Below are 26,875 nucleotides of genomic sequence, written 5' to 3' on the forward strand. Positions count from 1 at the left end.
TCCCGAAGCTGAAGGATTTCAGGTTATTCCAAAACGTTGGATAGTTGAAAGAACCTTTGCTTGGCTCTCCAATTTTAGGCGCATGAGCAAAGATTACGAACATTCTCCTCTTACCTCAAAAACCAATATTTTCTTTAATATGATTACCGTTATGCTTAATAAATTAGCTACTTAAATGATTTCAAGACATCTTCTAAGCTTTCAGAGAAATCAGTATTCGTAAAATCAAAATCAGAAAACATAATAAAACCTCCTATATTTTAATAGAAAAAGAGTACGAAGACTGCAACTGTGCAGTCTTTGTTGGTTTAACTTATATGTCATTAACCTCATCTGTTGGAATAATAACGATAATTATTGTTAGGAGGCATAAAAATCAAAGTGGTATTACCATCGGCTGCAGCTTCATAAGAAGAGAAAGAATCCATTCCTAAGCTTTCAGAGAAATCAGTACTCGTAAAATCAACATTTATAGGATCAATATCAGAAAACATAATAAAACCTCAAATTATTAATAACTATGTAATTTTATACTAAATTCATTAATTTTTTATTAAATTAGTTAATGAATATTAAGTAGTCAAATAATTAAATTAATAGAGTACAATATATCTTACAGTTTTATATTGTTAAGATAATGCAGCTAAATTTTAATATTTCATTCTTAGATCTATATTCTCGTGATGGATTGATTAAATTAGATCAGGTATTTTTACATTACATAAAATCACACAACGAAGATTTATTTTATTCATTAAGTGTGGCGAGAAAAGAAAAAGTTAGCGATAGTCAATTAATAATAGATCTCTCATATTTACTTGATGAATTTGTTGCCAAGCTTTTCAGCGTTGCAAGAGAAGTAGAGCAGTTACAGAAAAAACATGGTGATTTTGCCATCATATATAAGTGTAAAAGGCTATTTGTACAACGCTATGCATTGAAGAAATACACAGATGTAGTAATAGATATTGACTATGTTACAGATAAACTAGGTCGTTTTTTTGCTTCAGACAAGAAATTTGCTGAGCAGGTTATGTATTGGTTTGAAAATAAGGAAAAATATGAGGATGAAGTGGAACTTGCAGCACAATATGCGGCATGGAGGGTAAAAAATAAAGGAAGCATATTGTTTAGTGTGCATAAGAAAATTGACCATGAAAATCTTGTATCATTTTCTAAAAAAGAGATTGATGAAGTTGAAGTATTGTATTCAGAGGAGATAAAAGGACGCTATGGTTTTGATCTCACAAGTGAGAAGACTAGTTTAGATAAAGCATTAGATAATGTTAACTACTGCATATTTTGTCACAAGCAAAATAAAGATAGTTGTGCAAAAGGACTTAGTAATAATAATACTTTTAAAAAATCTCCACTTGCAGTGGAATTACATGGCTGCCCTCTGGAACAAAAAATATCAGAGATGAATATGGTAAAAAGTGAAGGGTATAGTATTGCAGGTCTTGCAATTGTGATGATAGATAATCCTCTATGTGCTGCAACAGGCAACAGAATATGCAATGACTGCATGAACTCGTGCATATATCAAAGACAAGAACCTGTAAACGTGCCAATGATTGAAACTAAAATCTTGGATGACGTGCTTGGGTTACCATATGGGTTTGAAATATATTCCCTGTTTAGTCGTTGGAATCCTTTGAATTTTCAACGTCCATTGCCAAAAGAAAACACAGGCAAAAGTGTTTTAGTGGTTGGTCTTGGGCCTGCAGGTTTTAATTTAGCATATCACTTACTGAACGATGGGCATAATGTTGTTGCTATTGATGGATTGAAAATTGAGCCGTTGATTGATGATTGTCAACCTATTAAAGAGTTTAAGTATGAAAAATTGAGTGAACGCATAGCTGATGGATTTGGTGGAGTTGCGGAATATGGCATTACTTCTAGATGGGACAAAAATTACTTGAAAATAATTAGATTATTACTGCAAAGATGTAAAAATTTTGCCCTTTATGGAGGCATTCGTTTTGGTGGTACAATCACTGTCAATGATGCATTTGATCTAGGATTTGATCATGTTGCTTTAGCACTTGGTTCAGGTAAGCCGCGAATGATAAAAATAAAGAACATGCTGGCTAATATGGCATCAGACTTCTTGATGTCATTGCAACTAACTGGTGCCTTAAGATCCGATTCTATAGCAAACCTGCAAGTCCGCATGCCTGTGGTGGTTATAGGTGCAGGGCTCACTGCAATTGATACGGCAACAGAGGCACTAGCGTATTATCCAGTGCAGGTAGAAAAATTTTTGTTGCGGTATGAAATATTGATTGATAAATATGGCAAAGATTACATTGAAAAAAATTGGACAGATGAGGAACGTGAAATTGCAGGTGAGTTCATATCACATGCAAAGTTAATTAGGGAAATAGCAAAAGAAGAGGGAAGGGAGCGGAAAACAGTGAAGTTAATGCAAAACTTGGGAGGAGTTAAGGTTGTATATAGGAAAGAGTTAAGGGATTCGCCAGGCTATCGACTAAATAGTGAAGAGGTACAAAATGCGTTGTCAGAAGGAGTGTATTTTATTGAAAATCTAGAACCAATTGAAATTGTTGCAGATAAATATAATAATGCTGAGTACTTAAAGCTGGTAAACAAAAAATCTGGTGAAATAAAACATATCAAAGCGCGTTCCATTTTTATAGCAGCAGGTACTGAACCAAATACAGTCATTGCAACTGAAGATAGGGAACACTTTAAATTAAAGGATGGGTACTTTACGCATCTAGATTCATCAGGAAAAGAAGTGGAGCAAATATTCTCTCCTAAAATGCAGAATAAAGATAGGATATTAGCTTACAAGCAGGGCCATAAGGCAATCAGTTTTTTCGGTGACATGCATCCATCGTATAGCGGTAGTGTTGTCAAAGCCATGGCAAGCGCTAAGAATGGATACCCTATTATTTCTCAGCTTTTGAGTGACATAAGTGATAAAAAGACAAAAAGTAGTGAGGAATTTTTTGCTGAAATTAAAGAGCAACTCACTGCAAAAGTTATACAAGTGCAATATTTAACTGACACAGTGGTGGAAATAGTGATTAAAGCACCACTTGCTGCCAAAAATTTTCAACCTGGACAATTTTTCAGACTGCAGAATTTTGAAGTTAACAGTGAAAGAAATAATAATACACAACTTGCTATGGAGGGCATAGCTGTTACTGGTACTGAAGTAGATAAAGAAAAAGGCATAATCTCTACTATTGTCCTTGAAACTGGAGGTTCTACTAATTTGTGCAAATTCTTAAAAGAAGGTGAGTTAATAATTCTTATGGGTCCGACGGGCAGTCCAACTGAGATTTAACTTCAGTCAACATGTTTGCATACTGTTCAGCTTCTGAGTTAAGACCAAGGGCTGAATGAGCTGTTACTAAATAGTTAAGAGATTGAGATAAATAACTAGAATTTTTATCATTTATTACATTTTGAAAACGCTTTATTGCTGCCAGATATTCGCCACGTCTAAAATAGAATTTTCCTATGGCATACTCTTTTTCTGTTATATGTTTTGTAACTAGTTTTATTTTTTCTTTTACATCACCTACATATTCACTTTGTGGAAAGAGATTAGTATATTCTACAGCCAGTTCTAGAGTTTTGTGAGCAGTTTGCTGGCCAAGCTGTACCTTACCTATTTGCATATAGTAGGATAATATTCTCAAGTAATATGTATACGATAGGTCAGCACTGTTGGGATAAATATATATATATTCATCCATGCTGTTTGCAGCACTACTATAATCACCCATGTTATAGCTAGATATGCCAGATAGCAATTTTGCTTGCATTGCCCAATAGGAAAGGGGATATAAGTCTTCAATCTTGTGTAGAACTCTAATAGCTTGCTTATATTTTTCTTTGTTAAAAAGCTCAACTGCTTCTTCGTACAGTTCAGTCTCGCTTTTTTGAGTGGAATTTGCGTGTAATTGTACAGATAGACAAATCAATAAGATAAAACATATAATTCTATGCATAGACTGTGTAAGACAAAATAAAGTATAGACTTAAATGTTATCTAAATAAATAAATTTTTACTACCACACACTTTACTGCAGTCAGTATCATACATTTTACTCATAGGGTTAAGTGTAGCAATACTGCCAAATACCAGCGCAGATGCAAAAGCTATGCTAATTATAGCTAGTGTAGGCAGTGTAGTAAAATATGTAAGCATTGATGTGGTAATAATGGCAGCAGCAGAAGCTACAAGTATTACTGTTTTATATGTTCTTTTAGTGTTTTTTGTTTTATCATGAAAAGGTTGTATCTGTGCTTCTCCTTTTTCTTTATTAGGCTTTGGTGGAAATTCTGTTTTCGTCACTCTTCTTAAAGGGTGCTGATCTGTGTTTATTGCTTCATTATGAGTAGATTGTGTCTGTACTTCTTTAACTTCATGAGAAATTAATGGAAATTCTGTTCTCGTCACTTTTCTTAACTGTATCAAAGGAGGCTTTTTCGTTTCATCATGAAAAGGTTGTGTCTGTGCTTCTCCTTTATCTTCATGAGAAATTAATGGAAATTTTATTATTATCACTTTTCTCGAGGGTGGCTTTTTTGTTTCATCATGAATAGTAGGGTTTTTCTCTTCAGTTGAGGTGCTTTCATTATTTTCATTTGCTGGTAGTGAATCATCATAATGTCTATTACTATTAACTGTAGGTTGCTCATCAAAAGGGTCTTTATCCTCACTTGCAGTAGTAGCTTCTTTAGTACTTATACCTTCTAACGAGTTATCTGCTGATAATGCATACTCATCCGTAATAGTTTCTTCATTTGTATCTTTTTTGTCTGTGATCTCAGGCAATGCTTTTTCTTGCATCATGAAGTGCGCTAGCGTTTGGTCCTTATGTATTAAAGCATAGGACAAAGGAGTACATTCTTTTTTATCCAATGCATTAATATCTATCCCATGTTGTAAAAGCGCTTTTACTATTAACGTGTTATCATTTTTTAATGTGTTATGATTTTTAGCAGCATAATGCAGAGCATTCATACCTTTTTTGTCTTGTATATGAAGGTTGTTGTCTGTCAGGCTTAAAATTGTTTTTGCTACTTCAGTAAGGTTTGATTGTACAGCTAAAAGCAATGGTGTAATGTTATAGTTATACTCCTTATTATTATGTATTACTTCCAATAAAGTATTGTCTTCAAAACTAATATTATATTCTTTTTTTAACTTTTCTTTGCTTTCTTTATCTATTTTATAATTTCCATTTTTTAATTGACCATTTATTTCTTTTAACTTTTTTCTCAAATTAGAAATATATTCTGTATTACCACCCTTGTTTGCATCCTTATCTTGACCCATTTCCACAGGTTTTTCTATTACTTGATTTGTTTGTACTGTCCCATGATTCTCCTTATCCATTTCAACTGAATTCACGGGTTCTTTTTTTGTTTTCTTTGAACCATTAGTAAAACCTTGTAATATGTTTGGAAATTTCCACTTTTTTTTTATTTTCCTATTCTCTTTACCTGTAACATTTTGGTTTGTTGGAGTCATAGATTCTTTTGTTATTTGATTTATTTGTTTTGAATCAATTTCTATAGTCATTGCAATAAAATCCTCCATATCTAACTTAGATGTAATTATGCATGCTTTAGTAAAGAAATAGTAAAGAGTAACTAACTTTATTAATTATTTAGATATTATATCCAATTATTTCTTTCTTGATCTAGCCTGCCTTCTAATATAGCTTGCCTTATCGCTTCCATTAACTTATTCATAAAAAAGACATTGTGAATAGTAACCAATGTATAAGCTAATAGTTCTCTTGCTTTTAATAAGTGATGTATATAAGCTCTTGAGTATCTTTGGCAAGTAAAACATGAACAATCGCTTTCAATTGGATTTTCATCTAGCTCAAATTGTTGATTTCGTAAGTTAATATGCTCTTTGCATTGTGAAGAGAGAGAATTTCTATTCTTTATCTTGACTAACGCTCCGCCATGCCTTGCTAAACGAGTTGGATGAACGCAATCAAACGTATCAATTCCTAAGTTTACGCCATGAAAGATGTCCACAATTCCACCAATTCCCAGCAGATGAGTAGGTCTATCTTTTTTCAAGTGTTCTATGGTAAAAGAAACTACGTCATACATCTGCTGTTTACTCTGACCGAGTGATCCACCTATCGCTTGACCGAAAAATGGTAGGCTATTGATGAAGTCACAACTTTCTCTACGCAGATCCTGATATATTCCTCCCTGACTAATGCCATATAGAGCTTGTTTGCTACAGTTACTTTTTTCAAGTTCAGTTAAACAGCGTTCAGCCCATTTGTGGCTCATGAGCATTGACTTTTCAGTATATTCTTTACTGACATGAAAAGGAGTGCATTCATCTAGCACTACAATTAAATCTGCTCCCAATTTTTGCTGAATTTGTATAGATTTTTCAGGTGTTAAGCAGTAAATTTTGCCATTAATATATGAACGGAAAATTGCCCCATCTTCATTAATTTTTATCAATGTTTTTTGCTTGCTTCTTATTCCTTTTATTTCATCTGAAACTGATCCATGGCCTAGACTAAATATCTGATATCCACCTGAATCAGTTAACATTGGTTTATTCCAGCCCATCATTTTATGCAGGCCACCGAGTTTGGCAACAGTATCCTCACCCGGTTGAAGCATTAAGTGATAAGTATTAGAAAGTATTATTTGAGTGCCCGCTTCGTTGATTCTTTCTATATCTGCAGCTTTAATGGCAGCTTTTGTTGCACAAAATATAAAAGCTGGTGTTTCTATATCACCATGTGGAGTTTTAATTGTTCCTACTCTTGCGGAACCAGATTGCTTATGTACTGAAAATGCAAAACATTTCTCATCATAAATCGGTTGCGAAAGAGATCCATTAGCTATCTTATGGGTACTACTCATTGGAAAGCTTTGTTATGATCTCTTCCACTTTTTCAGGAGTAAGATTTTCATAGAAATCGTTATTGATTTGCACTACAGGAGCATTGACACATGTACCAAGGCATTCAACTTCTGTGAGAGTAAATAGATTATCCTTAGTTGTTCCACCAATATCAATTCCTAGCTTGTTTTTAAAGGCATTTAGAATTTCTTCACTATTACACAGCCAACAAGGTGTAGTTCTGCAGACTTGTATTAAATACTTACCCACTGGATTCATGTTATACATAGTATAAAAATTTGCTACTTCATATACACGCATGTGTGGAACGTTCAGTAAATCAGCAACGTAACGCATGGCAAGTTCCGGTATCCACCCGACCTGCTCTTGGACCAGGTATAGTAATTGCATAACGGCACCGCCCTCTTTACCTTTTGGGTACATTTTCATAAATCCTTTTGCTTTTTTTAGGTTTATTGATGTAAAACTAAATTGATCTTCTTTTTCTGCCATCTAAATATATTCTTATAAACTTCAGCAATTATACTAATAAAACAAGTAACTGCAACCTTTACTTGATCCAAATATATCATTGCCGCGAACCACATTTAGTAATATAATTACGAATTAGGTAAGTACTATTCAGTCATGCTAAATCTTACTATTGTTTTAATAGCTATCGTTATATCTTCTATTTTTACATTATCATTTTTTGTTATAAAAAGAATATCTGGATCAACGAGAGTAATGAAGTCCTTCAGAAAAATCGTTAAGCAAATCAATGCATTAGAGCCAGAGATTCAAAATTTATCAGATCAAGATTTGTTGAATAAAACTCAAGAATTTAAGCAAAGGCTGCAAGACGGAGAAACATTAAACGACATTCTTGTGCCGGCGTTTGCTGTTGTGCGTGAGGCATCTAGAAGATTTCTTAATATGAGACATTTTGATGTTCAACTTATTGGCGGCATGGTACTTCATAATGGTATGATAGCAGAAATGAAAACAGGGGAGGGGAAAACACTCGTTGCAACCTTAGCTGCATACCTTAACTCTTTGGATGGCAAAGGAGTGCACGTAGTTACTGTCAACGATTACCTTGCAAAGCGAGATACAGAATGGATGAGCAAACTATATAATTCTTTGGGTGTGTCGGTTGCGTTTATTACCAACAATTTAACAGATGAAGAAAGAAAGGAAGCTTATAGTGCTGATATCGTATATTCAACAAACAACGAACTAGCTTTTGACTACCTGCGAGATAATATGAAATTTTCTCAAAGTGATATGGTGCAAAGAAACTTTAATTATGCAATAGTAGATGAAGTGGACTCCATTTTAATTGATGAAGCCCGTACTCCGCTGATTATTTCTGGTCAAATTGAGGAAGATAATCAGATATATAAATATATTGATAAAATAGTCACTAAGTTAGGGGCTGATGACTATGAACTAGATGAAAAGAATAGAACAGTGTTTTTAACTGAAGATGGCATTTCGCGTGTGGAAGAATTGTTAAAGTCATATAACCTCGTTGCCGGAAATTCTTCACTTTACGACACTAATAACATGATAATGACTCACTATATAGATCAGGCATTACGTGCGCACAAACTGTTTACAATTGATAAAGATTATATTGTAAAAGAAGGTAAAGTAATAATTATCGATGAATTCACTGGACGGATGATGGAGGGTAGAAGATATTCTGACGGTCTTCATCAGGCACTTGAAGCGAAGGAAAATCTTGAAATTCAGTATGAAAATCAAACTTTAGCTTCAGTAACGTTTCAAAATTACTTTCGTATGTATAACAAACTTTCCGGTATGACTGGAACAGCTGCAACAGAAGCAGAAGAGTTTCGTGATATATATAGATTAAATGTAGTGAAAATCCCAACCAATGTACTTGTACAGCGATTGGATATGAATGATGAAATTTATGGTACAGAAAAAGAAAAATATAATTCTGTATTGAAATTTATAAAAGAGTGTCACGAACGCCTGCAGCCGGTACTTGTTGGCACAGTAAGCATTGAAAAGTCAGAAGAACTTTCTGAACTTTTACACCGTCATTCCCTAAGACATTCGGTTTTAAATGCTCGTTATCATGAACAAGAAGCTTACATAATTGCACAAGCGGGAATGCCGGGTAATATTACTATTGCAACCAATATGGCAGGGCGAGGCACTGATATACAGCTTGGTGGCAATGCTGAAATGATTGCAAAAATAGAACTTGGTAAAATAAAAGATGAAGACAAAAAAAAGAAGAAACATCAAGAAATAGTTGAGAGAGTGCAAAATGATAAAGAAATAGCAATAAAAGCTGGTGGTTTGTGTGTTATTGGCACCGAAAGACATGAGAGTAGAAGGATAGATGATCAATTGCGTGGACGTTCTGGTAGACAAGGTGACCCTGGACTTTCTAAGTTTTTCTTATCACTTGAGGATGATTTACTAAGAATATTCGGTTCAGACAGAATGAGAAGCTTTTTACAGAGGGTAGGGTTGAAAGATGATGAAGCTATTCATCATCCGTGGATTAATAAAGCTCTAGAAAAAGCACAGAAAAAAGTTGAGGCTAGGAATTATGATGTGCGCAAATCTTTACTTAAGTTTGATGATGTAATTAATAATCAACGTAAAGTTATTTTCGAACAGAGAAATCATATCTTAGGTAATGAAGTTAATGATTTACTTGAAGTATATAGTGAAGTGAATGAAGGTATAATAGAAAATGTGGTGCAGGATAGCTATTATGAGGATCATGTTGAAAGTATAATAAGTGAGTTTCATAAGAGGTATGGCATTACGTTTGATCAAGAATCTCTCACAAAACTTTTGAATAAACAAGATGCTTTAAGCTATATAAATGATAAGGTACAAGAGTTTTTTGCCGAAAAGAAGAAGTATTTTAATAGTCAAAACATTACTGATCTGTGGAATACAATAGTAAAACAAGTGATGATAATGACCCTTGATTATTTGTGGCGAGAGCACCTTTCAACCTTAGAGAGTTTAAGGCAGAGCATAGGTTTACGTGCCATGGGACAGAAGGATCCACTAAATGAATTTAAACGCGAAGCTTTTTTAATGTTTGAGTCAATGCTTGAAAAGTGGAAGGAACTTACTACCCATCGTCTAGCACACTTTAAACTAGCAGATAATTATGAGATGAATAACAGGTTACGCTCTACACAGAGTGATAACTTTCCTAAGGTGTCAAGAAACGACAAATGCCCCTGTAACTCAGGGAAAAAATATAAGCATTGTCATGGTGCAGTTGTTACAACAAATTAATAACTGAGTTTACAAAGGGGTAATATAAGCTGAGAAACAAGCTTTAATGTTATTCTTTTAATATGGATGATACTTCCTTTGAGCAAGAAATCACTTTGTTGAGCATATAATTTTCGTGATTTTTATCTATTTTAGATAATTCATATAAGTAATTTACCATTATTCCAGCGGATTGCTTAATGCCTTTTTCGGAAGTATCTGCCATCCAATTTAGTTGCTTTATCGATGCACCATTACTCAAATGAAAGTGTGCTACTGGATCACCATTAGCCTTTAGTAAATAGTATGTGCATAGCTTAAGTAAGCATTGCTTGATCTCATTTGTATTAATTTGCAATTGTTCTATGCTTTGTAAAATTTCTACACTAGTTTGTTCTATATGTAATTTATTCAATAACGTAGCATCTTGATTTAAATTTTCTTTTAGCCATTTTGTAAATCCTGGTATTGGCGAGAGAGTTGCATATTTCTTTATGCTTTTAAACTCTTTTGATAGTTTTTCTACGACCCTTTTTATTAAAAAATTACCAAGACTAATGCCAGATAATCCCTTTTGAGTGTTCGATATTGAATAAAATATGGCTATACTTGCATCATTGGGATTATTTGAAGGTACTGACTCATCTAAAAGATGTTGAATACTGTTGGCAATTTCATTAACTAATGCAACTTCTACAAAAATTAAGGGTTCGGTTGGTATTTTGTAATGAAAAAAAGCAAAACAAAGACGATCATGATCCAATCTATTTTTCAAGTCGGTCCAAGAAGAAATTTTATGTACCGCCTCATACTTTATTAACCTTTCTAATAATGATGCAGGTGAATCCCAGGTTATTTGATGCAGATCTAATAAATCGACATCAAACCAAGTGCATAATATATTTTTTAGTTCCTTTTCCAACGGATTTAAAGTTTTATATTGATTTTTTAGCCTCAGCACATCAGAACGCATATCAACAATGAACTTCAGGCCATTTGGTAAAGAGATAAATTGCTTTAATATTTTGGAACGCGGTGATTCAAGAGTTTTAATCAGATCTTGTTCAAATTTGTAAGTTAATTCAGGATCTTGATTTTTCTTATACTCTTCAATTTTGTCATCTATTTCTTCTTTATTTGAGTTAAATTCTTCTGCTAAAGTTTGGAGAAATTTAATTTTACCATTTTCTGATAAACTTAAATATAAGTTACCGAGAGACACAGTATTTTTTCGTGCTGAAACTTCACCACCTGTAGGATTTAAACACTCAGTCATCTTTGCAATGAGAGTGTTGATATCTTGGCTATTGCTTAAATCTGGACTAATGCTACCAGTCCACGACCTCACAGCATCTGCTACCCCAGAAAATATCTTAAAAAAGCTTTTTACCACTTTTTTATCTTCAACTTTTACTATATCAGTGCCCATAGATACCTTCTATTATAAACCTATTTTGCACCAAAGGAAGGAAATTTTCAACCTAGATTAATTATCTAAACTAAGTGTTGGCTGTGCATCTTGTTCAGAGATTAAAGCAATCAATAAGTTATTTATTAATTGAACTTTTTGATTTTCATCAAATTTCACCCCTTTACTTTTGCTAAAATGAGCTATTACTTCTTCAATAATCCCTATTGCATTTTGTACTATGAGCCTTCTTGCGGAAGTGATGGCATGTGCTTGTTGGCGTCTCAACATTGCTTGTGCAATTTCTGACGAATATGCTAAGTGTGATATTCTTGCTTCTATAATATTAATACCAGCCATTTCTAGTCTATTCTGCAGCAGTGACTGTAATTCGCTTGCAATTTGGTCTGAATTCTTGCGTAAAGACTCTCCATCATCTTCACTGTCGTATGGATAATTGCTTGCCAATTCCCTGATTACAGATTCGCTTTGTACAGCAACGAATTCTTCGTAATTATTAACATTATAATATGCCTTTGCTGGACTATCAACTCTCCAGACAATTACCACTGAAATTTCAATGGGGCTACCATTTGCATCATTAACTTTGATTTTTTCTGTATTAATATTTTGAAACTTCAAAGAAACAATATGTTTATTTGCAAACGGAATTGTAATCAATACTCCTGATTTAAAATAAGTACCGATATAGTAGCCTAAAAATTCTATAACTCTTGCTTCATTAGGGTTATTAATGAAAAATCCTGTAATAACAAAAGATGCTGCAAAACCAAAAATGATAACCACCATTATGAATAACGGGTACTCGATAATGTTTTGGTATGTCACGCAGGAGATGAATAACAATATAGTTATTCCTAATATTATTAGAGAAAACAAACTTGAGTGATTTAGCTTCTTGTCATTTATTATACCATTTTCCATACTGTGTTTAAGTTTTTGCATCAACTCTATTATTGATTACTTTATCCATTTTATCAATAAATAATTTAAATTTTGTTAACTCATGATCGGACAATTTTATCTCTATTTTACGCTCTAGTACGAGTGGATCAATGTGTTTACTACGATGTATGACTTCATAGTGCAAATGAGGTCCGGTTGCATTACCTGTGCTACCAACATAAGCAACAACTTGCCCTTGTTTGACTTTAGAACCTAATTTTAGATTGTTGTTAAATTTGCTGATGTGTGCATAACAAGTTGCATAGTCATCTTTGTGTTTTATTCTTATATACTTACCATAACCACCATTATTCCCTATATAATCTATAGTGCCATCTGCAGTAGCGTATATAGGAGTGCCAAATTTGGTTGCATAGTCTACTCCTTTATGAAAAGCAGTATGACCGCGAATGGGGTGTTTTCTATTACCAAACTTTGAAGATATACGATAATCTCCATTTAAAGGTTTGATGAAAAAAGTATTATTTTTTAGACTGAGTCCTTCTTTATCAAAATATCCTTCCTTGCCATCCTGTGACTTATAGCAGTATAAATTAATAATTTTGTTATGAATTGTTAATGAAGTATATAAAATCTTTTCTTTACTATTTTTATGCTCAGAAGATCTTTCAAGTAAAACCTCTAACTTGCTTTCAGGTGTGATGTCTTTTTTAAAATTTACATCTAGATTTTTATATATATCAATTAATTTCATAACTGTATTTGGTTTCAATCCTTGTTCAACCCCAGTTGCAAAAAAGGAAGATTTTATATTACTTGATATCAGCAAGATTTTTGCTGATGTTAAGTAGGTCTCTACCGACTCATGAGATTTCTTGCGAATTCTGATTTCTGATGTTGTCGATACATTCTGTAAATGTGCTTTCTCCCCCAAAAGCTTCTCACTATAAACTTTTTCACTATAAGTGAAGTTCAGAGGAGCGTGGCCTGCTGTTTCTATAATTGGTAAAATACAAAATAGTACGGATAGAATCAATCTCATACTAATGAATAAGAAGGCGTAATAGAAAAAGCGTTAAACGCTTTACCTTTCTTCTTTTTAGAAAGACCGCCTCTTTTTTTGCTATTTTTAATCTTTTTTAGCATGCTTAGTGTTTTGTAGACTTTTCTACCCTCAGGTTTTTTAAACGGTACTTTAGAATCAAAATTTAGCTCTCCTTCTTTGCTTGTAAGTGCAGGTAGCTTTCTCTTATCTTGAGGCGTAATGAAAGATAACGCGAATCCTTCAGCTCCAGCGCGGGCGGTTCTGCCAATACGATGGATATAATCAGCTTGTGACTGTGGTGCATCATAGTTAATGACGTGTTGAATGTGCGGAATATCAAGACCGCGAGAGGCTACATCAGTTGCAACCATAATTTGATTGTTACCACGACGAAAAGAATTAATCACTCTGTCGCGTTTATGTTGCCTTAAATCCCCATGAATTGCTAAAGCACTATAATCATCTTTATGTAACTCACTAGCCAACTGATCTGCACCTCGCTTTGTTTTTACAAAAATAATGATAGACCCTTCGCGCTGACACAATTGCTCCACAAGCTTGCTATATTTTTCTGGCTCTGATGCATAGATGATTTCTTGCTTTATTTTTGCAGAAGTCACAGTTTTACTCTCAACAGAAACACGCTCCGGATTATTGAGATATCTTCCGGCAAGCTTGACTATATTACTAGGAAGAGTCGCAGAAAACATGAGAGTCTGCCTTGTTTTTGGCAGATGCTTAACAATTTCTTCAATTTGAATACCAAAGCCCATATCAAGCATGAGGTCTGTTTCATCCAACACAAGAGTATTAATATTTTGAGTGATCAAGGCCTTACGCTTAATATGATCTGTAATACGGCCAGGAGTACCTATTATGATTTGTGGTCTTTTACTAAGCTGAGTTAGTTGTTTAGAAATGGACTCGCCACCAATTAGCAATGCAACTTTCAGAGAAGAATTTCTGCACAAAAGCTTTTTTATTTCATTTATTACTTGTTGTGCAAGCTCTCTAGTAGGTACAATAACTAAAGCTAATTCAGTTTTAGATTTTTCTAATAACTTTGCAACCAGCGGAATAGCAAACGCTAGAGTTTTCCCCGTTCCTGTTTGAGCAGATCCAAGAATATCCTTGCCTTGTAAAGCTAAAGGAATTGCTTGTGCTTGAATAGGAGTAGGGACAGAAAGATTATTTTTGTCTAACGCTTGCCTAAGCGGCAACGGAAGACCAACATTATGAAAATTGTCCACGATCACTATATTAAAACTTACTAAGCGCCATCTGCTATCAACTTTAAGTTTATTGCAGATACTTTACCTTGTTTATTGGTTGTTAAATCAAAACTTACTCTTTGTCCTTCTTTAAAAGTACTTGGATCTATTTTTGCATCATTCAAAGTACTAATATGAACAAAAACGTCATCACCACTTCCGTTGCTTGGACTGATAAAACCATAACCTTTTTCAACATTAAACCACTTTAACTTACCTAATTCCATGTGAACAACTCCTAAATTACTAATTACTATTATTAATGCTATGAAAAACTTTGAAAGTAAGACTGAGAACGTTTAACCGTAATTCCTCTTCCATAGCCTCTTCTTAACATTATTCTATACAATACATGGCAATTGTATTAAATGCAACTAAATTTTAACTACTAAGTGAACCTGCAACTGTCATTTTTTTAATTTTTATTGTAGGTGAGTTAAATTGTCCGCAAAAACTTAAGTCATTTGCAGCTATTAAATTACTTAACATGTCACTTAAGTTGCTAGCGATGGTGATTTCATGCACTGGATATGTTATCTTTCCGTTTTCTATGAAAAAACCAGATGCACCTTGACTATAATCACCATTTATTAAATTAACACCAAAGCCAAATAAATCTGTTATATATATTCCTTCTTTTATTTCCTGCACTAACTCTTCGTGTGAAATATTGCCATTTTTAATGTAAAAATTACTAGCTGCAGGCATTATTGAAGCATTGCTTGATCTGCCTGCATTTTTAGTGGTTTTTAAATTTAATTGTTTAGCTGAATATAAATCTAAGATCCAATTCTGTAATATTCCATTTTTTACAAATATATTTTTTTCACTCGCCATTCCTTCTCCATCAAATGGTCTTGATGCTATACCTTTTGGTAACAACGGATCATCAATAATTTCAATTTCATCACTAAAAACTTTAGTATTTAGACTGTTTCTTAAAAAGGAACTATTGCTTGCTATGCTATTACCATTTATTGCCGAAGCGAAACTTTTTACTAGTGCTTTTGCTGCTCTTTTTTCAAAGATTACAGGGAATTTGCCAGTTTTTATTGTGCGTGCATTTAATTGTGCAACAGCCCTATTAGCCGCTTCTTTTCCTATTAGCTCCGGTGATTTTAAATCGCTGAAATTGCATGCTACATCATAATCATAACCAACTTTCATCTCATCCTTTTCTCCGGCAACAATAGAGACCTGATTAGAAAAGGTTGATTTACTGAATGAATTAGCAAAATTGCTAGCAGTGGCTAATGCCATATTAACTGAAGTATACGAGGAAGACGCGCCTTCAGAGTTGACTATATTTTTATGTGCAAGAGCTGAATTTTCTGCAATTTCAGCAATTTTTTTTAAATCATCAACAGTGATGTCATTACTATCTAAAATGCCTAAATCTGTAGAAGAAGCATAATTGCTGTCCTCTGTAGCAAAATTGATATAAGGGTCTTCAGGTGCATTTTTTGCCATTTCGATTGCTAAAGCTACCGTGTCATTCAGGTTATTTAAATCATTTGTAGAAACATAGGCGGCTTTGTTTTTATTTGCTATAACCCTAATTCCCACGGTGCAATTTTTAGACTGAGATATTTGCTCAATTTTTGCCATACGCTGAGAAACTGAGATTTGCTTAGTTTCATGAACAACCACTTCTGCATCTAAGTTTTGTTTTTTTACTAATTTAGTGATATCCGTTGCAATATTTAATATGTTCATCTCTTATCCTTTAGATTTTTACAAAGATTCTGCACCACCTATAACTTCAATCAAATCAGTTGTAATTGCTGCTTGACGAGAACGATTATAAAGTAGTGCTAGTTTATTTAGCATTTCTTTAGTATTTCTATTTGCCGACTCCATGGCAACCATTCTAGCACTATTTTCACTTGCTGCACTTTCTAGTAAAGCAGAATAAAGCGCAGCTATAGTGTAGTCTTTCATTAGCGTTTTCAAGAGAAATTCAATGTCTTGAGGTTCGTATTCATAAACATGGTTTGTGGTATCGATCAAAGCACTATCAATCAGTGATGAATTGCTATCCCATGGTTTTATTGTTTCTAGCATTGGCTTTTGTAAGAAAGTATTATAAAACTTACTATAAAAAACTTTCACCTGATGATATTTATTGAAGTCTATATCATCAGCAAGGCTGCTGACACGTTTTAGTGTGATATCCTTACTATTTTCAACTTTTAGAATATTTTCAGGGCTAAATTTGTTCTTACCGATATCAAAAGCTTTTTTACCAAAGAATACAATGTCTACTTTTTTACCATCTGAGATTAAGTTTGTTATGCGTTCTAGACTGAACTTGATAATAGAAGAGTTAAAATTACCACACAAGCCGCGATCAGAGGATATGATAAATACTAAGTAGGAACTGTCATCTTTAAAATTGAAAATTTTTTCTAATAACTCTTGATCACACAATGGTAAGATCATACTGTACAGCCGAGATATGTATAGTTTTGAATTGAGCAATTTCTTTTGGCTTTGTAGTAATTTTGCTGCAGAAACCATCTGCATTATCTTGGTGGTCTTTTGTACAGACTTGATATTCTTGATCCTTAAGGATAACTCCTTTAAGCTTTTCATTTTATACGAGATTAAATTTGTTAAAAATATATAACTGTTTATGTCTAAAAGTCAAGTTTTTTTGCCACGTATTTGACTTTATCTACCTTATTATATAGAAATGGGTTTTATTATAGAGTTGCTTATGAGCGCATTAAATTTGAATGAACTACAAGTTTTAGTAAATAATTTCAAGCAAGAAAAGGCAAAGGATAATGCAGAAGATTATACTGTTAAGGTTGGTCAGCAAGATGGAAATATAACTTTGATAGTTTATGCTGGAGACAAGCAGATATATCAACTGCCAGAGCATCATAAACTGGATCAAGGTAAAATTAAAGCTGAACTATGGTGTGAAGATGGTCACTGCAAAGAAACTTCGGAATATAACATAATTACAGATTCATCACCTAACAACAAGATAGGAATTTTTGAAGAACACGACAACCAATCTGATCATTTTTACGTTAGTGCAACATTTTACGATGGTGACAACAATGTTATAAGTGATGGATATAAAGCTGAGTTAAGTGTTCAATACAACCAAGCAGAGCCAGAATTTATAATGCATGACATACATAATTTATTTGTCGTTTAATACATACATAACTTAATTTGCCGTTGAATGAAAAAATAAAGAGCTTCTTATTAGAAGCTCTTTATAAAGCTGGATTTTATACTCTTGGTGAACGGTCTTGAGGGTCTTGTGTTTTCTTATGTGGATTGAGAAATAAGTCAGTGAATGCTTTCGTATTAGGTGCACGTGTTGTAACGTCTTCTCTACTCATTATTATTTCTTTATGTTCTTTTTGAAAAAAATCTTGATGGAAATTTTCTAATGGTGTTTCCTCGCCTGCAATGTAGCATTTAGTAACTAGATACGTATATTGATCGTTAGTATTTTCTATAAGGGAAAGCCCAGCTTTTCTCAGTCCAGATTTACTTACCATTACACAATTAGCAATATCTTCATTTTTATCTAAAATATGATTTCTATTTAATATGATATAATGTACTACAGTCTCTTTACCTTCGGCATCACGTTCCGTTTTACTGTTGTACTGGACTGTTTGATTGTCTCTTATAATAGAACATTCTTCCTGCAATTCATATCTCCCAATGTCTGTGGAGTTTGCATGCATTTTATAAATCGTATAAATGGCAGCGGCAGTTACTAATGTTGCAAAAATTAACCCCATATAAATCCAAGCATTAAGTTGAGGTTTCATGTACTCCAAACCACGAACATTAAAAAATTGCATGCTCTTTGGTATTAAATTGTTTAATTTTGCCGGGTCTGTAAACCGTGCAGCAAGCAAAATGCCGGCTGGTAGAGAGAGCATAAAGAATGCAGTAGATAGTCCGGCTGCCCTTAAAGAATAAGGTCCATATAGTAAGAATTTTTCTTTTGTTTTATAACTTATTAATTGCATATTTATATTACTTCAATAATTAACTATCATAAATATATCATGCAAAATTGGCATGTCAAAGACTTTAATAAAAAATTAACTAAAATTATTTATAATTTAGACTTTTAGCGCTTTTTAGTATAGTTCTTTATTATTAAGACTCTTTACACTATAATCTTGCTAACTTTATCATTTATATTTACTTCATCTACTGCAGTACTAGGTTCAAATACTTTGTATACAAAGGTACCAAGTACCATAAAAACAGCAAGTGAGACAATTATAATAACTGTTAACGTTATAGGCATTGCCCAAGCAGTAAAAGTTCTTCTTTCTGTATTATTCAAAAGCTGCTTTATCTCACCATTCCAAGTTAAGCTCATGGGAGTTTGATCATAACTATCCCTCAAGCTAGGAATTGCTTTATGTTTTAATAGAGTCCTTACTACGTCTACATGCTCGTTTTCAGCAGCCCAATGTAAAGCAGTTTTATTATGTCCATCTATAGCATTAACCTCTGCGCCGTTTTCTAATAGAAGATTTACTGTCTCTGCATAATCCGAAAGGGCAGCATAGTGTAAAGGAGTTTCTTTATCTTTAGTTGCAGCATTAATTTCTGCACCGCTTTCTAGCAGAATCTTTATTATCTCTATATAGCCATTTTGAGCAGCCCAATGTAAAGGAGTTTTATTGTGTCTATCTCTAGAATTAACATCTGCACCATTTTCTAATAGAAGATTTACTATATCTACATGACCAAACAAAGCTGCTAGATGTAAAGGGGTATTTCCATGTGTATCTTCAGCATAAACATTTGCACCTGCTGCTAATAGAGCCTTCAGCGCGTTTATCTGGTTATAACTCACTGAAGCGTGTAATAGTGTGAAAATGTATACTGGCCTTCTAAATTCTTCATATTGAAATAAGTAATTAATATCAAACTCAAGTTCTTCTTCTCCCCATCTCCATCCTTCATATGTATCTTCTCCCCATCTTTCATATACATCTGGGTGTTCTACCTGTAAAATTTCTTTTATTTCATCAATTACAGTTTCTGAATTTAAGCCTTCAGCAGAGTTTACTCTATCCAATATTTCTTGCCATTCTACACTTTCCATAACCTCATCCCCTAAAAATTACAGTTAATACTTTTGAAAAAATCACATCATTTCTTATTTATAAATGTAGTCACAAGTTTCTTTATCTCTTACAACTGACTTTCTAGCTAAGCACAAGTCAATATCTGTAAGATAACTGGTTATTAATCTACATATTTCTTCACTTATTACTGTATAGACCAGTTTACCGTTTCCTTTTTCTACATGTGTACTAAAACACCCAATTGCTATTCTAGCACTTTCCTCTAGACATCTTCTTTTTATAATCTTATATTGATCACTTATCATTGAAGCATATATAGGGTAATCTTTTTTATATTGGCCTTTTCTCAACTCTATACACAAATTAATATTACGTGCATAGTTTTTCAAAAGAGACTTATCTGCCTGCAGAAGTTCATAAAACGATACATAAGTACTGCCAATTTTGCTATTTTTCATCCTATGCAGCTCATCTTCTGCATTCTTGAAAAAATCTTTTATCTCATCACTTTCAGCTAAGTTTATAGGAGTTTCACCTTCAATGTTCTGTAATGTAGAATTTGCACCTGCTGCCAATAGAATCTTTATTATATCTGTATTATCATAAAAGGCAGCATGATGTAAAGGCGTCTCCCTATCTATATCTGTAGCATTGACATTTGCCCCTTTTGCTAATAGAACCTTTACTACCTCTGTATGGTTACTGTCAGCAGCCCAATGTAAAGGAGTTTCACCATCTTGATTTTTAGCATTAACACTTGCGCCGTGTTCTAATAGAATCCTTGCCACATCTGAGTTACCACTTTCAGCAGCCCAGTGTAAAGGGGTGTGTTTATTATGATCCACAATGTCGACCTTTGCCCCTTTGTCTAATAGAGTCTTTACTACTTTTATATAGCCATTTTTAGCAGCCAGATGTAATGCTGTATTACCACCTTGAGATTTAGCATTAACATCCACATTTTTTGCTGCTAATTGAATATTAATTATGTTTTCTAGACCAAAATAAGCAGAAATATGCAATAATGTACATTTATCATTTGTATACCCATATAGAAATGTAAATAAGTAATTGATATCAAAATCACTTTTTTCCCATTCTATATATATATTTGGATACTCTGCCTCTAAAACTGCTTTTATTTTATCAATTATATCATGATTACTTAAATCTCGAATAGCATCAAATATTTTTTGCCATTTTTCACCACACATAACCCTCCTAAAATTAATGTATAGTTAGAGTTATAATACTTTCATAAAAAAATCATATCTTTTTTTTCTAGCTTATTTATAAACATAATCACCAGTGTTTTTATCTTTGAGTTGATTTTACCCTCAAAATGTTACAACTGCAGTTTTTATACAGGAAGTTCAATATCTTCTGCATTTTTTCCTGCTAATAGGGATTTTATTGCACCCTCTAGGCCATAATAAACAAAAATATGTAATAATGTGTATTTATAATGCATACCTTCATCTTGTAGTGAAAACAAGTGATTGATGTTAAATTTTTCTTTTTTCCATTCTTCGTATACATTTGGATGTTTTTTTACTAATTCCTCTTTGATTGTGTCAATTGTACTGTGATAACTTAAATATTGACCATGATTTATTTTACTTAATATTTCTCTCCATTCTCTATCATGCATAATCACTCCTTGAGTTAATATTTATCTTTATATTAAAATTATAATATTTTCATTAAAAAAATTTGAATTATTATATCTATTTTAGAAAAAACTGCTTACAAAACTGCCTTAGAAATTGGTTTTATTCGCGTAAACATTGAGATCGAAATTATTGACTTAATAAGGAGAAAACATGCCATATGTTTAATATTGCGCGAACCATTATATGATGGAAATATAAATGAATACACACCTTTGCATTTGGCTGTTATTAATGGTAATGTGAAAGTATTAAAAGCTCTATTGGGGATGAGAGGATATACAAATATTGAGATAAATGCTAAAGATATAAGAGGACAAGCTGCTTTACAATTGGCTGTTATTATGGGTGATTTGGAAGCAGTACAAGCTTTATTACTAAAATGTTCACAGAGAAGCCTTAGTGCTAAAAATCAAAATGGAGACACTCTTTTTCACTTAGCTGTTGTTAGTGGCAATGTGGAAGTATTAAAAGCTCTATTAGCATCACGTATACAGAGAAGTCCTAATGCTAAAAATCAAAATGGACAAGCTGCTTTACATTTGGCTGTTATTATGGGTAATTTGGAAGCAGTACAAGCTCTATTAGCAAAAGATGCAAGGGTTCATGCTAAAGATATAAATCTAGATACTCCTTTACATTTGGCTGTTGTTAGTGGCAATGAGGAAATAGTACAATCCCTATTAGAAAAAGGTGCACGTATTAATGCTAAAAATCAAGATGGACAAACTGCTTTACAATTGACTGTTTTTGGTAACCCTATAATACAACGAATACACGCTGATCAAATACACGCTGATGGTCGTTTATTAAACGAAAAAGAAGCAGCAGGATTAATTCGAGCAAAGCCTAATATTCCAATAATATTACCTAAAATGGCAGAACATTTAATTAAGTCTGCCATAGTACGCAACATGCATCAACCAAGTCTTGTTGCTAGTCATCCTAAGTTACGTAAGTATTGGGGTAAGTGTGTAAATGATAAGAGAAATAAAGCTGAGAGTTCAGTCACAGTTCATGACATGGAAGAAACATCGGAAAAAATGATAATAGATGTGGTTAGTGATGGGAATGGGAATGTGCTGATGAATATGGATCAACATTTAACAGATACTAATATAATAAATGCTGCTGCAAATGGTTACATAGAGGTGGTAAAGTACCTAATAAAACAAGGTGCTGATGTTAATGCTCAAGATAAAGATGGAAAAACTGCTTTACATTATGCTGCTGCAAATGGTCATGTAGATGCAGTAAAGTGCCTAATAGAACAAGGTGTAGAGGTTAACGCTGCTGAAAGCAAAAATAGAAGAACTGCTTTACATTATGCCGTTGCTAATGGCTCACTTGAATTATTGCGATATCTATTAGAAAATCTATTAGAAAAAGGTTCAGATGTTGATGTTAAAGATAAACATGAAATAAGTCCTTTACGTTATGCTGTTGCTAAGGGCAATGTGAAAGTAGTAAGGATTCTATTAGAATATGGTGCAGATATTAAGGCTTTGGATCGACGTGCACGGTCAAATTTAGATGCTCTATTAACAACAGAAATAGAACCATATTTCACACATACTAATATAATACATTCTGCTAAACAAACAGCGCGCTCATAGAGTTATAAGAAGTCTCATTGATGCGTAGATCACAAGTAGCCATTTTTATAATAATAAAGTGTTGCTTTATAGAAATATCTTGTTACACTGACCTTGCGTGAGGATTACTAATATAGAATATTACAGGAGGGTTAAATGAGCTTGGATCATGAACTATTCAATGCTGTAAAAGTAAAAGAATATGATAAAGTAAAATCTCTGATAGATAGAGGTGCTAGTATTAAAGCTAAAGACAGTTATGGATATACTCCATTGCACATTGCTGCTAGCTCTTCTGACGACCTAGATATGGTAAAGTACCTCATAGAAAGGGGTGCTGATGTTAACACTCAAGATAACGAAGGCTATACTCCATTGCACATAGCTGCTCGTTCTTCCAACAACTTAGATATGGTAAAATATCTCGTAAAAAATGGTGCTGATGTTCATGCTAAAGGTAATGATGGGTATACTCCCTTGCATCTTGCTGCTCGTTTTCGTTCTCCATATAGTACAATAAAGTATCTCGTAGAAAGCGGTGCTGATGTTAATGCTAAAGGTGATGATGGATATACTCCATTGCATCTAGCTGCTCGTTCCTTTGCCTTATGGAGGGTGGAATATCTCGTAGAAAATGGTGCTGATGTTCATACTGCAAGTAATGATGGAAGCACTCCCTTACACATTGCTGTTAGTACTCCAGACAACATAAATATAGTAAGGTATCTCATAGAAAAAAAGGGTGCTGATATTAATGTCAAAAATAGTAACGGGGATACCCCATTGCACCTTGTTGCCCAATCCTCCGATTTAGAAATGGTAAAATATCTCATAGAAAAGGGTGCTAATGTTAATGATAAAGATAATGAAGGGTATACTTCCTTACATTATGCTGCTCGTTCTGCCAACAACTTAGAGATGGTAAAGTATCTTGTGGAAAATGGTGCTGATGTTAATGCTAAAGGTAATGATGGATATGTTCCCTTGCACTATGCTGCTCGCTCTTCTAATAACTTAGATATGATAGAGTATTTTGTAGAAAATGGTGCTGATGTGCATGCTAAAGGTAATGATGGATACGTTCCCTTGCACTATGCTGCTCGCTCTTCTAGTGACTCGGATATGGTAAAGTATCTTGTAGCAAAAGGCGCTGACATTCATGCTAAAGGTAACGATGGGCGTACTCCCTTGCATATTGCTGCTAGTTTTTCTGACAACTTGTATACAGTAATGTATCTCGTAGACAAAGGTGTTGGTGTTAATGCTAAGGACAATCATGGGCATACTCCCTTGTATATTGCTGTTCGTTATTCCGATTTACATATGGTGAAGTACCTTATCAAAAAAGGTGCCAATGTTAATACTAAAGATAATGAAGGAGATACTCCATTGCACATAGCTGCTCGTTTTGCTCACAACTTAGAGATGATAAAGTATCTCATAGAAAATGGTGCTGACGTTCGTGCTAAATGTAATGATGGATATACTCCCTTGCATTATGCTGTTCGTTCTTCCGATAACTTAGATACAATAAAGTGTCTCGTGAGAAGAGGTGCTGAGATTAATGCTAAGGATAATAGTGGACGTACTCCTTTGTACAGTGCTATTCATCTTTTAGGTACCTTGGATGTAATAAAGTACCTCATAGACAAGGGTGCTGATATTAATGTTAGAGATAATTATGGCTATACCCCATTGCATAATGCTGCTAGTGCCTCTAATTTAGAAGGAGTAAAGTATCTCATAGAAGAAGGTGCTAATGCTAATGCTAATATTAATGCTAAGGGTAACAATGGATACACTCCTTTACACTTTGCTGCTCGTTCTGCCAACTTAAATATGGTAGAGTATCTTGTCGAAAAAGGTGCCGATATTCACGCTAAAAACAATCGAGACAAGACACCTCTGGAACTTGCGCAAGAGGAATGTCCAGATTGTAAAAGTGTTATAGATTTTCTCAAAGGAAAGGGCATTGATCGTATACGTCGTGATGTTGAGTATTCACTCAATGATCCTACTAATATTGCAAATGCATCAGACCATTTACTGACAGCATTGCCTATTAGTCATGCTAAAGAAACACTACTATTAGCTCATACTGCAAATAATACTACAATACTACAGTTTGATCTGCATAATATGACGTCATTATTTAATAGTATAATGTTATTATTAAATGTATTTGTCAGAAAAGTATTTATAGGTAAGTTTATAAAGCAAAAATCTGTTCCTATTACAGTGATAGGTTTTCCTCAAGAATTAAGTGATACATTAAATGCCAGTGGTGGATTTGAAGAAGCGGTAAAACATGCTGAAAAAGAGAGCGGTATAGCAGTGGATTTATCAAATATTGACTTTCGAGAAATGCATAAAGAAATTGCAGTTAAGATTGCCCGTGGTAAACCTAGTGAAGTTCTTGAGGTTTTAATTTCATATGCAGAAGAAGCATGTGCTAATGGGCAAATGAATGCAAAAGAGTGTAAAGAATTTATGAAGGCTTTTAATGCACAGTTAAACATAGATTCTAATCAGACTTTACCCAATAGTCATTTAGAAGATATTTCTCGTAGTAACCTCACTATATTTAATAAATTTAGTAAATTTATAGGGCTATAAGTTAACCAGCAGTTCCTACCGATTTTTTGTGTCGGTAGGCTTTTCTCTCTTCTTAATAAACAAACTCGATTTGCAATTTGAAAAAAAATAAATTTTTGTAATAAAAGGGGTTGATTCACAAAGATATGCTGTTACACTGCCTTGCGTGAGGTGAGGCTATCAAAAATAAAGGGGGATTAAATGAGTTTAAATGACAAATTATTTAGTGCTGTAGAAACAAAAGACTATGGTAAAGTTAAGAGCCTTATAGAACAAGGTGCTGAGGTTAATGCTAAGGATAACTATGGGGGAAACCCTTTGCATTGGGCTAGTTATTTTAGCAACTTAGATATAGTAAAGTATCTCGTAGAAAATGGTGCTGATATTAATGCTAAGGATAAGTTAGGTAAAATGCCTCTTAGTATTGTTGCTGGTTACTTTTGTGGCTTAGATATAGTAAAGTATCTCGTAGAAAAAGGTGCTAATGTTAATGCTAAAGATAATGCAGGACGTATCTCATTGCACTTTGCTGCTAATGCCCCACACAACATAGATACAGTAAAGTTTCTATTAACAGTAGGTGCAGATATTAATGCTAAAGATGAATATGGAAAAACTCCTTTACATTATGCTACTGAATATGGTCATACAGAGATAGTAAAGTTTCTCGTAGAAAATGGTGCAAAACCTGATACTCAAATGGATGTAACACTCCCAAAAAAACATAGCCAAGGTACAGGTATGGGTGCAGAATAGTCATTTTTTTAGTATTATAGTGTATCGATGGCAGTCGATACACTTCTCCTCTTACCATAAACCGGTTGTGAAAGAAACCATAATTTATTTTCTTTTAGTAAATTATTGCTATAACATGGTAACAAAAACGTGTTCTATGTGTTTGTATTTTAAAAAGTTAATTTCATTAGGTAGTGTCGACATTTATTTTAACCAAAGATATATAGAAGCAATATGGACAAAAGATAAGAAAGAAATAGCTAATTTATCATAACGAGTAGCAACCCTACGAAAATTCTTGAGTTTATTGAACATTCTTTCGATGAGATTTCTCTCTTTATAAAGCTCTTTATCGTATTCTCTTGGTGTTTTTCTATTGGAAC

24 protein-coding genes are annotated in these 26,875 nt (G+C 33.5%); 7 read left to right on the forward strand and 17 right to left on the reverse strand.

Annotation, left to right across the window (positions count from 1 at the left end; all coding sequences use genetic code 11):
- The coding region (locus IC220_RS02335) for a transposase (protein ID WP_188152743.1) at window positions 1-175 on the forward strand (175 nt) is incomplete at its 5' end.
- A 154-nt stretch (window positions 176-329) separates the two neighbouring features.
- Here IC220_RS02335 and IC220_RS02340 read toward each other — a convergent pair.
- A complete protein-coding gene (locus tag IC220_RS02340; RefSeq protein ID WP_188152990.1) occupies window positions 330-494 on the reverse strand; it encodes a hypothetical protein in 165 nt (54 codons plus the stop codon).
- 143 nt (window positions 495-637) lie between these two features.
- Here IC220_RS02340 and IC220_RS02345 point away from each other — a divergent pair, with 143 nt between their 5' ends.
- A complete protein-coding gene (locus IC220_RS02345; protein ID WP_188152991.1) occupies window positions 638-3,319 on the forward strand; it encodes an FAD-dependent oxidoreductase in 2,682 nt (893 codons plus the stop codon).
- Here IC220_RS02345 and IC220_RS02350 read toward each other — a convergent pair.
- From IC220_RS02350 to nuoE, 4 genes are all read right to left on the reverse strand, one after another.
- Entirely contained in the window at window positions 3,285-3,989 is a 705-nt protein-coding gene (locus IC220_RS02350) for an outer membrane protein assembly factor BamD (protein ID WP_188152992.1), read from the reverse strand. The genes IC220_RS02345 and IC220_RS02350 overlap by 35 nt on opposite strands.
- A 41-nt stretch (window positions 3,990-4,030) precedes the next feature.
- Entirely contained in the window at window positions 4,031-5,587 is a 1,557-nt protein-coding gene (locus tag IC220_RS02355; protein WP_188152993.1) for an ankyrin repeat domain-containing protein, read from the reverse strand.
- A gap of 77 nt (window positions 5,588-5,664) precedes the next feature.
- Window positions 5,665-6,897, reverse strand: a complete 1,233-nt coding sequence (gene tgt / locus IC220_RS02360) for a tRNA guanosine(34) transglycosylase Tgt (RefSeq protein WP_188152994.1) — start codon at window positions 6,895-6,897, stop codon at window positions 5,665-5,667.
- The gene (gene nuoE / locus IC220_RS02365; RefSeq protein WP_188152995.1) at window positions 6,890-7,390 is read right to left on the reverse strand and encodes an NADH-quinone oxidoreductase subunit NuoE; all 501 of its coding nucleotides are present in this window, start codon (window positions 7,388-7,390) and stop codon (window positions 6,890-6,892) included. Before nuoE ends, tgt begins: the two co-directional genes overlap by 8 nt.
- 135 nt (window positions 7,391-7,525) lie before the next feature.
- Here nuoE and secA point away from each other — a divergent pair, with 135 nt between their 5' ends.
- Entirely contained in the window at window positions 7,526-10,180 is a 2,655-nt protein-coding gene (secA, locus tag IC220_RS02370) for a preprotein translocase subunit SecA (RefSeq protein ID WP_188152996.1), read from the forward strand.
- Window positions 10,181-10,229: 49 nt separating this feature from the next.
- Here secA and IC220_RS02375 read toward each other — a convergent pair whose 3' ends face one another.
- The 7 genes from IC220_RS02375 to atpG form a co-directional block, all read right to left on the reverse strand.
- Window positions 10,230-11,588 carry a malonyl-CoA decarboxylase gene (locus tag IC220_RS02375; RefSeq protein ID WP_188152997.1) on the reverse strand — a complete coding sequence of 453 codons (1,359 nt, stop codon included), beginning with the start codon at window positions 11,586-11,588 and terminating at the stop codon, window positions 10,230-10,232.
- Between the two features lie 57 nt (window positions 11,589-11,645).
- Window positions 11,646-12,377 carry an SPFH domain-containing protein gene (locus IC220_RS02380; RefSeq protein ID WP_410543323.1) on the reverse strand — a complete coding sequence of 244 codons (732 nt, stop codon included), beginning with the start codon at window positions 12,375-12,377 and terminating at the stop codon, window positions 11,646-11,648.
- A gap of 142 nt (window positions 12,378-12,519) precedes the next feature.
- On the reverse strand, window positions 12,520-13,536 hold the full coding sequence (locus IC220_RS02385) for a M23 family metallopeptidase (RefSeq protein ID WP_188152999.1): 1,017 nt from the start codon (window positions 13,534-13,536) through the stop codon (window positions 12,520-12,522).
- Window positions 13,533-14,789 (reverse strand): DEAD/DEAH box helicase, encoded by a 1,257-nt coding sequence (locus IC220_RS02390; protein WP_188153000.1) that lies wholly within the window; start codon window positions 14,787-14,789, stop codon window positions 13,533-13,535. The genes IC220_RS02385 and IC220_RS02390 overlap by 4 nt, the downstream gene beginning before the upstream one ends.
- Window positions 14,790-14,809: 20 nt before the next feature.
- Window positions 14,810-15,037 (reverse strand): cold-shock protein, encoded by a 228-nt coding sequence (locus IC220_RS02395; RefSeq protein ID WP_188153001.1) that lies wholly within the window; start codon window positions 15,035-15,037, stop codon window positions 14,810-14,812.
- Between the two features lie 154 nt (window positions 15,038-15,191).
- Window positions 15,192-16,526: a TldD/PmbA family protein gene (locus IC220_RS02400; protein WP_188153002.1), complete on the reverse strand. Its 1,335-nt coding sequence runs from the start codon at window positions 16,524-16,526 to the stop codon at window positions 15,192-15,194.
- 18 nt (window positions 16,527-16,544) lie between these two features.
- Window positions 16,545-17,405, reverse strand: a complete 861-nt coding sequence (gene atpG / locus IC220_RS02405; RefSeq protein ID WP_188153003.1) for an ATP synthase F1 subunit gamma — start codon at window positions 17,403-17,405, stop codon at window positions 16,545-16,547.
- A gap of 124 nt (window positions 17,406-17,529) precedes the next feature.
- Here atpG and IC220_RS02410 point away from each other — a divergent pair, with 124 nt between their 5' ends.
- Window positions 17,530-17,982 (forward strand): hypothetical protein, encoded by a 453-nt coding sequence (locus IC220_RS02410; protein WP_188153004.1) that lies wholly within the window; start codon window positions 17,530-17,532, stop codon window positions 17,980-17,982.
- A gap of 76 nt (window positions 17,983-18,058) precedes the next feature.
- Here the strand turns inward: IC220_RS02410 and IC220_RS02415 are convergent, their stop codons facing one another.
- From IC220_RS02415 to IC220_RS02430, 4 genes are all read right to left on the reverse strand, one after another.
- A complete protein-coding gene (locus tag IC220_RS02415; RefSeq protein WP_188153005.1) occupies window positions 18,059-18,817 on the reverse strand; it encodes a hypothetical protein in 759 nt (252 codons plus the stop codon).
- A 143-nt stretch (window positions 18,818-18,960) separates the two neighbouring features.
- Window positions 18,961-19,914, reverse strand: a complete 954-nt coding sequence (locus IC220_RS02420; RefSeq protein ID WP_188153006.1) for an ankyrin repeat domain-containing protein — start codon at window positions 19,912-19,914, stop codon at window positions 18,961-18,963.
- Between the two features lie 54 nt (window positions 19,915-19,968).
- Window positions 19,969-21,111: an ankyrin repeat domain-containing protein gene (locus IC220_RS02425; RefSeq protein ID WP_188153007.1), complete on the reverse strand. Its 1,143-nt coding sequence runs from the start codon at window positions 21,109-21,111 to the stop codon at window positions 19,969-19,971.
- 146 nt (window positions 21,112-21,257) lie between these two features.
- Entirely contained in the window at window positions 21,258-21,548 is a 291-nt protein-coding gene (locus IC220_RS02430) for a hypothetical protein (protein WP_188153008.1), read from the reverse strand.
- A gap of 189 nt (window positions 21,549-21,737) precedes the next feature.
- Here IC220_RS02430 and IC220_RS08095 point away from each other — a divergent pair, with 189 nt between their 5' ends.
- The 3 genes from IC220_RS08095 to IC220_RS02445 all read left to right on the forward strand — a co-directional run bounded on the left by IC220_RS08095 (window position 21,738) and on the right by IC220_RS02445 (window position 26,513).
- On the forward strand, window positions 21,738-23,183 hold the full coding sequence (locus IC220_RS08095; protein WP_188153009.1) for an ankyrin repeat domain-containing protein: 1,446 nt from the start codon (window positions 21,738-21,740) through the stop codon (window positions 23,181-23,183).
- A gap of 135 nt (window positions 23,184-23,318) precedes the next feature.
- Window positions 23,319-25,778 (forward strand): ankyrin repeat domain-containing protein, encoded by a 2,460-nt coding sequence (locus IC220_RS02440; protein WP_188153010.1) that lies wholly within the window; start codon window positions 23,319-23,321, stop codon window positions 25,776-25,778.
- A 180-nt stretch (window positions 25,779-25,958) separates the two neighbouring features.
- Entirely contained in the window at window positions 25,959-26,513 is a 555-nt protein-coding gene (locus IC220_RS02445; RefSeq protein ID WP_188153011.1) for an ankyrin repeat domain-containing protein, read from the forward strand.
- Between the two features lie 183 nt (window positions 26,514-26,696).
- Here IC220_RS02445 and IC220_RS02450 read toward each other — a convergent pair.
- Window positions 26,697-26,875 (reverse strand): transposase (locus tag IC220_RS02450; RefSeq protein WP_188152690.1); only part of this gene is annotated, 179 nt, incomplete at its 5' end.

The organism is Wolbachia endosymbiont of Pentalonia nigronervosa (assembly GCF_014534705.1).
Classification (GTDB): Bacteria; Pseudomonadota; Alphaproteobacteria; order Rickettsiales; family Anaplasmataceae; genus Wolbachia.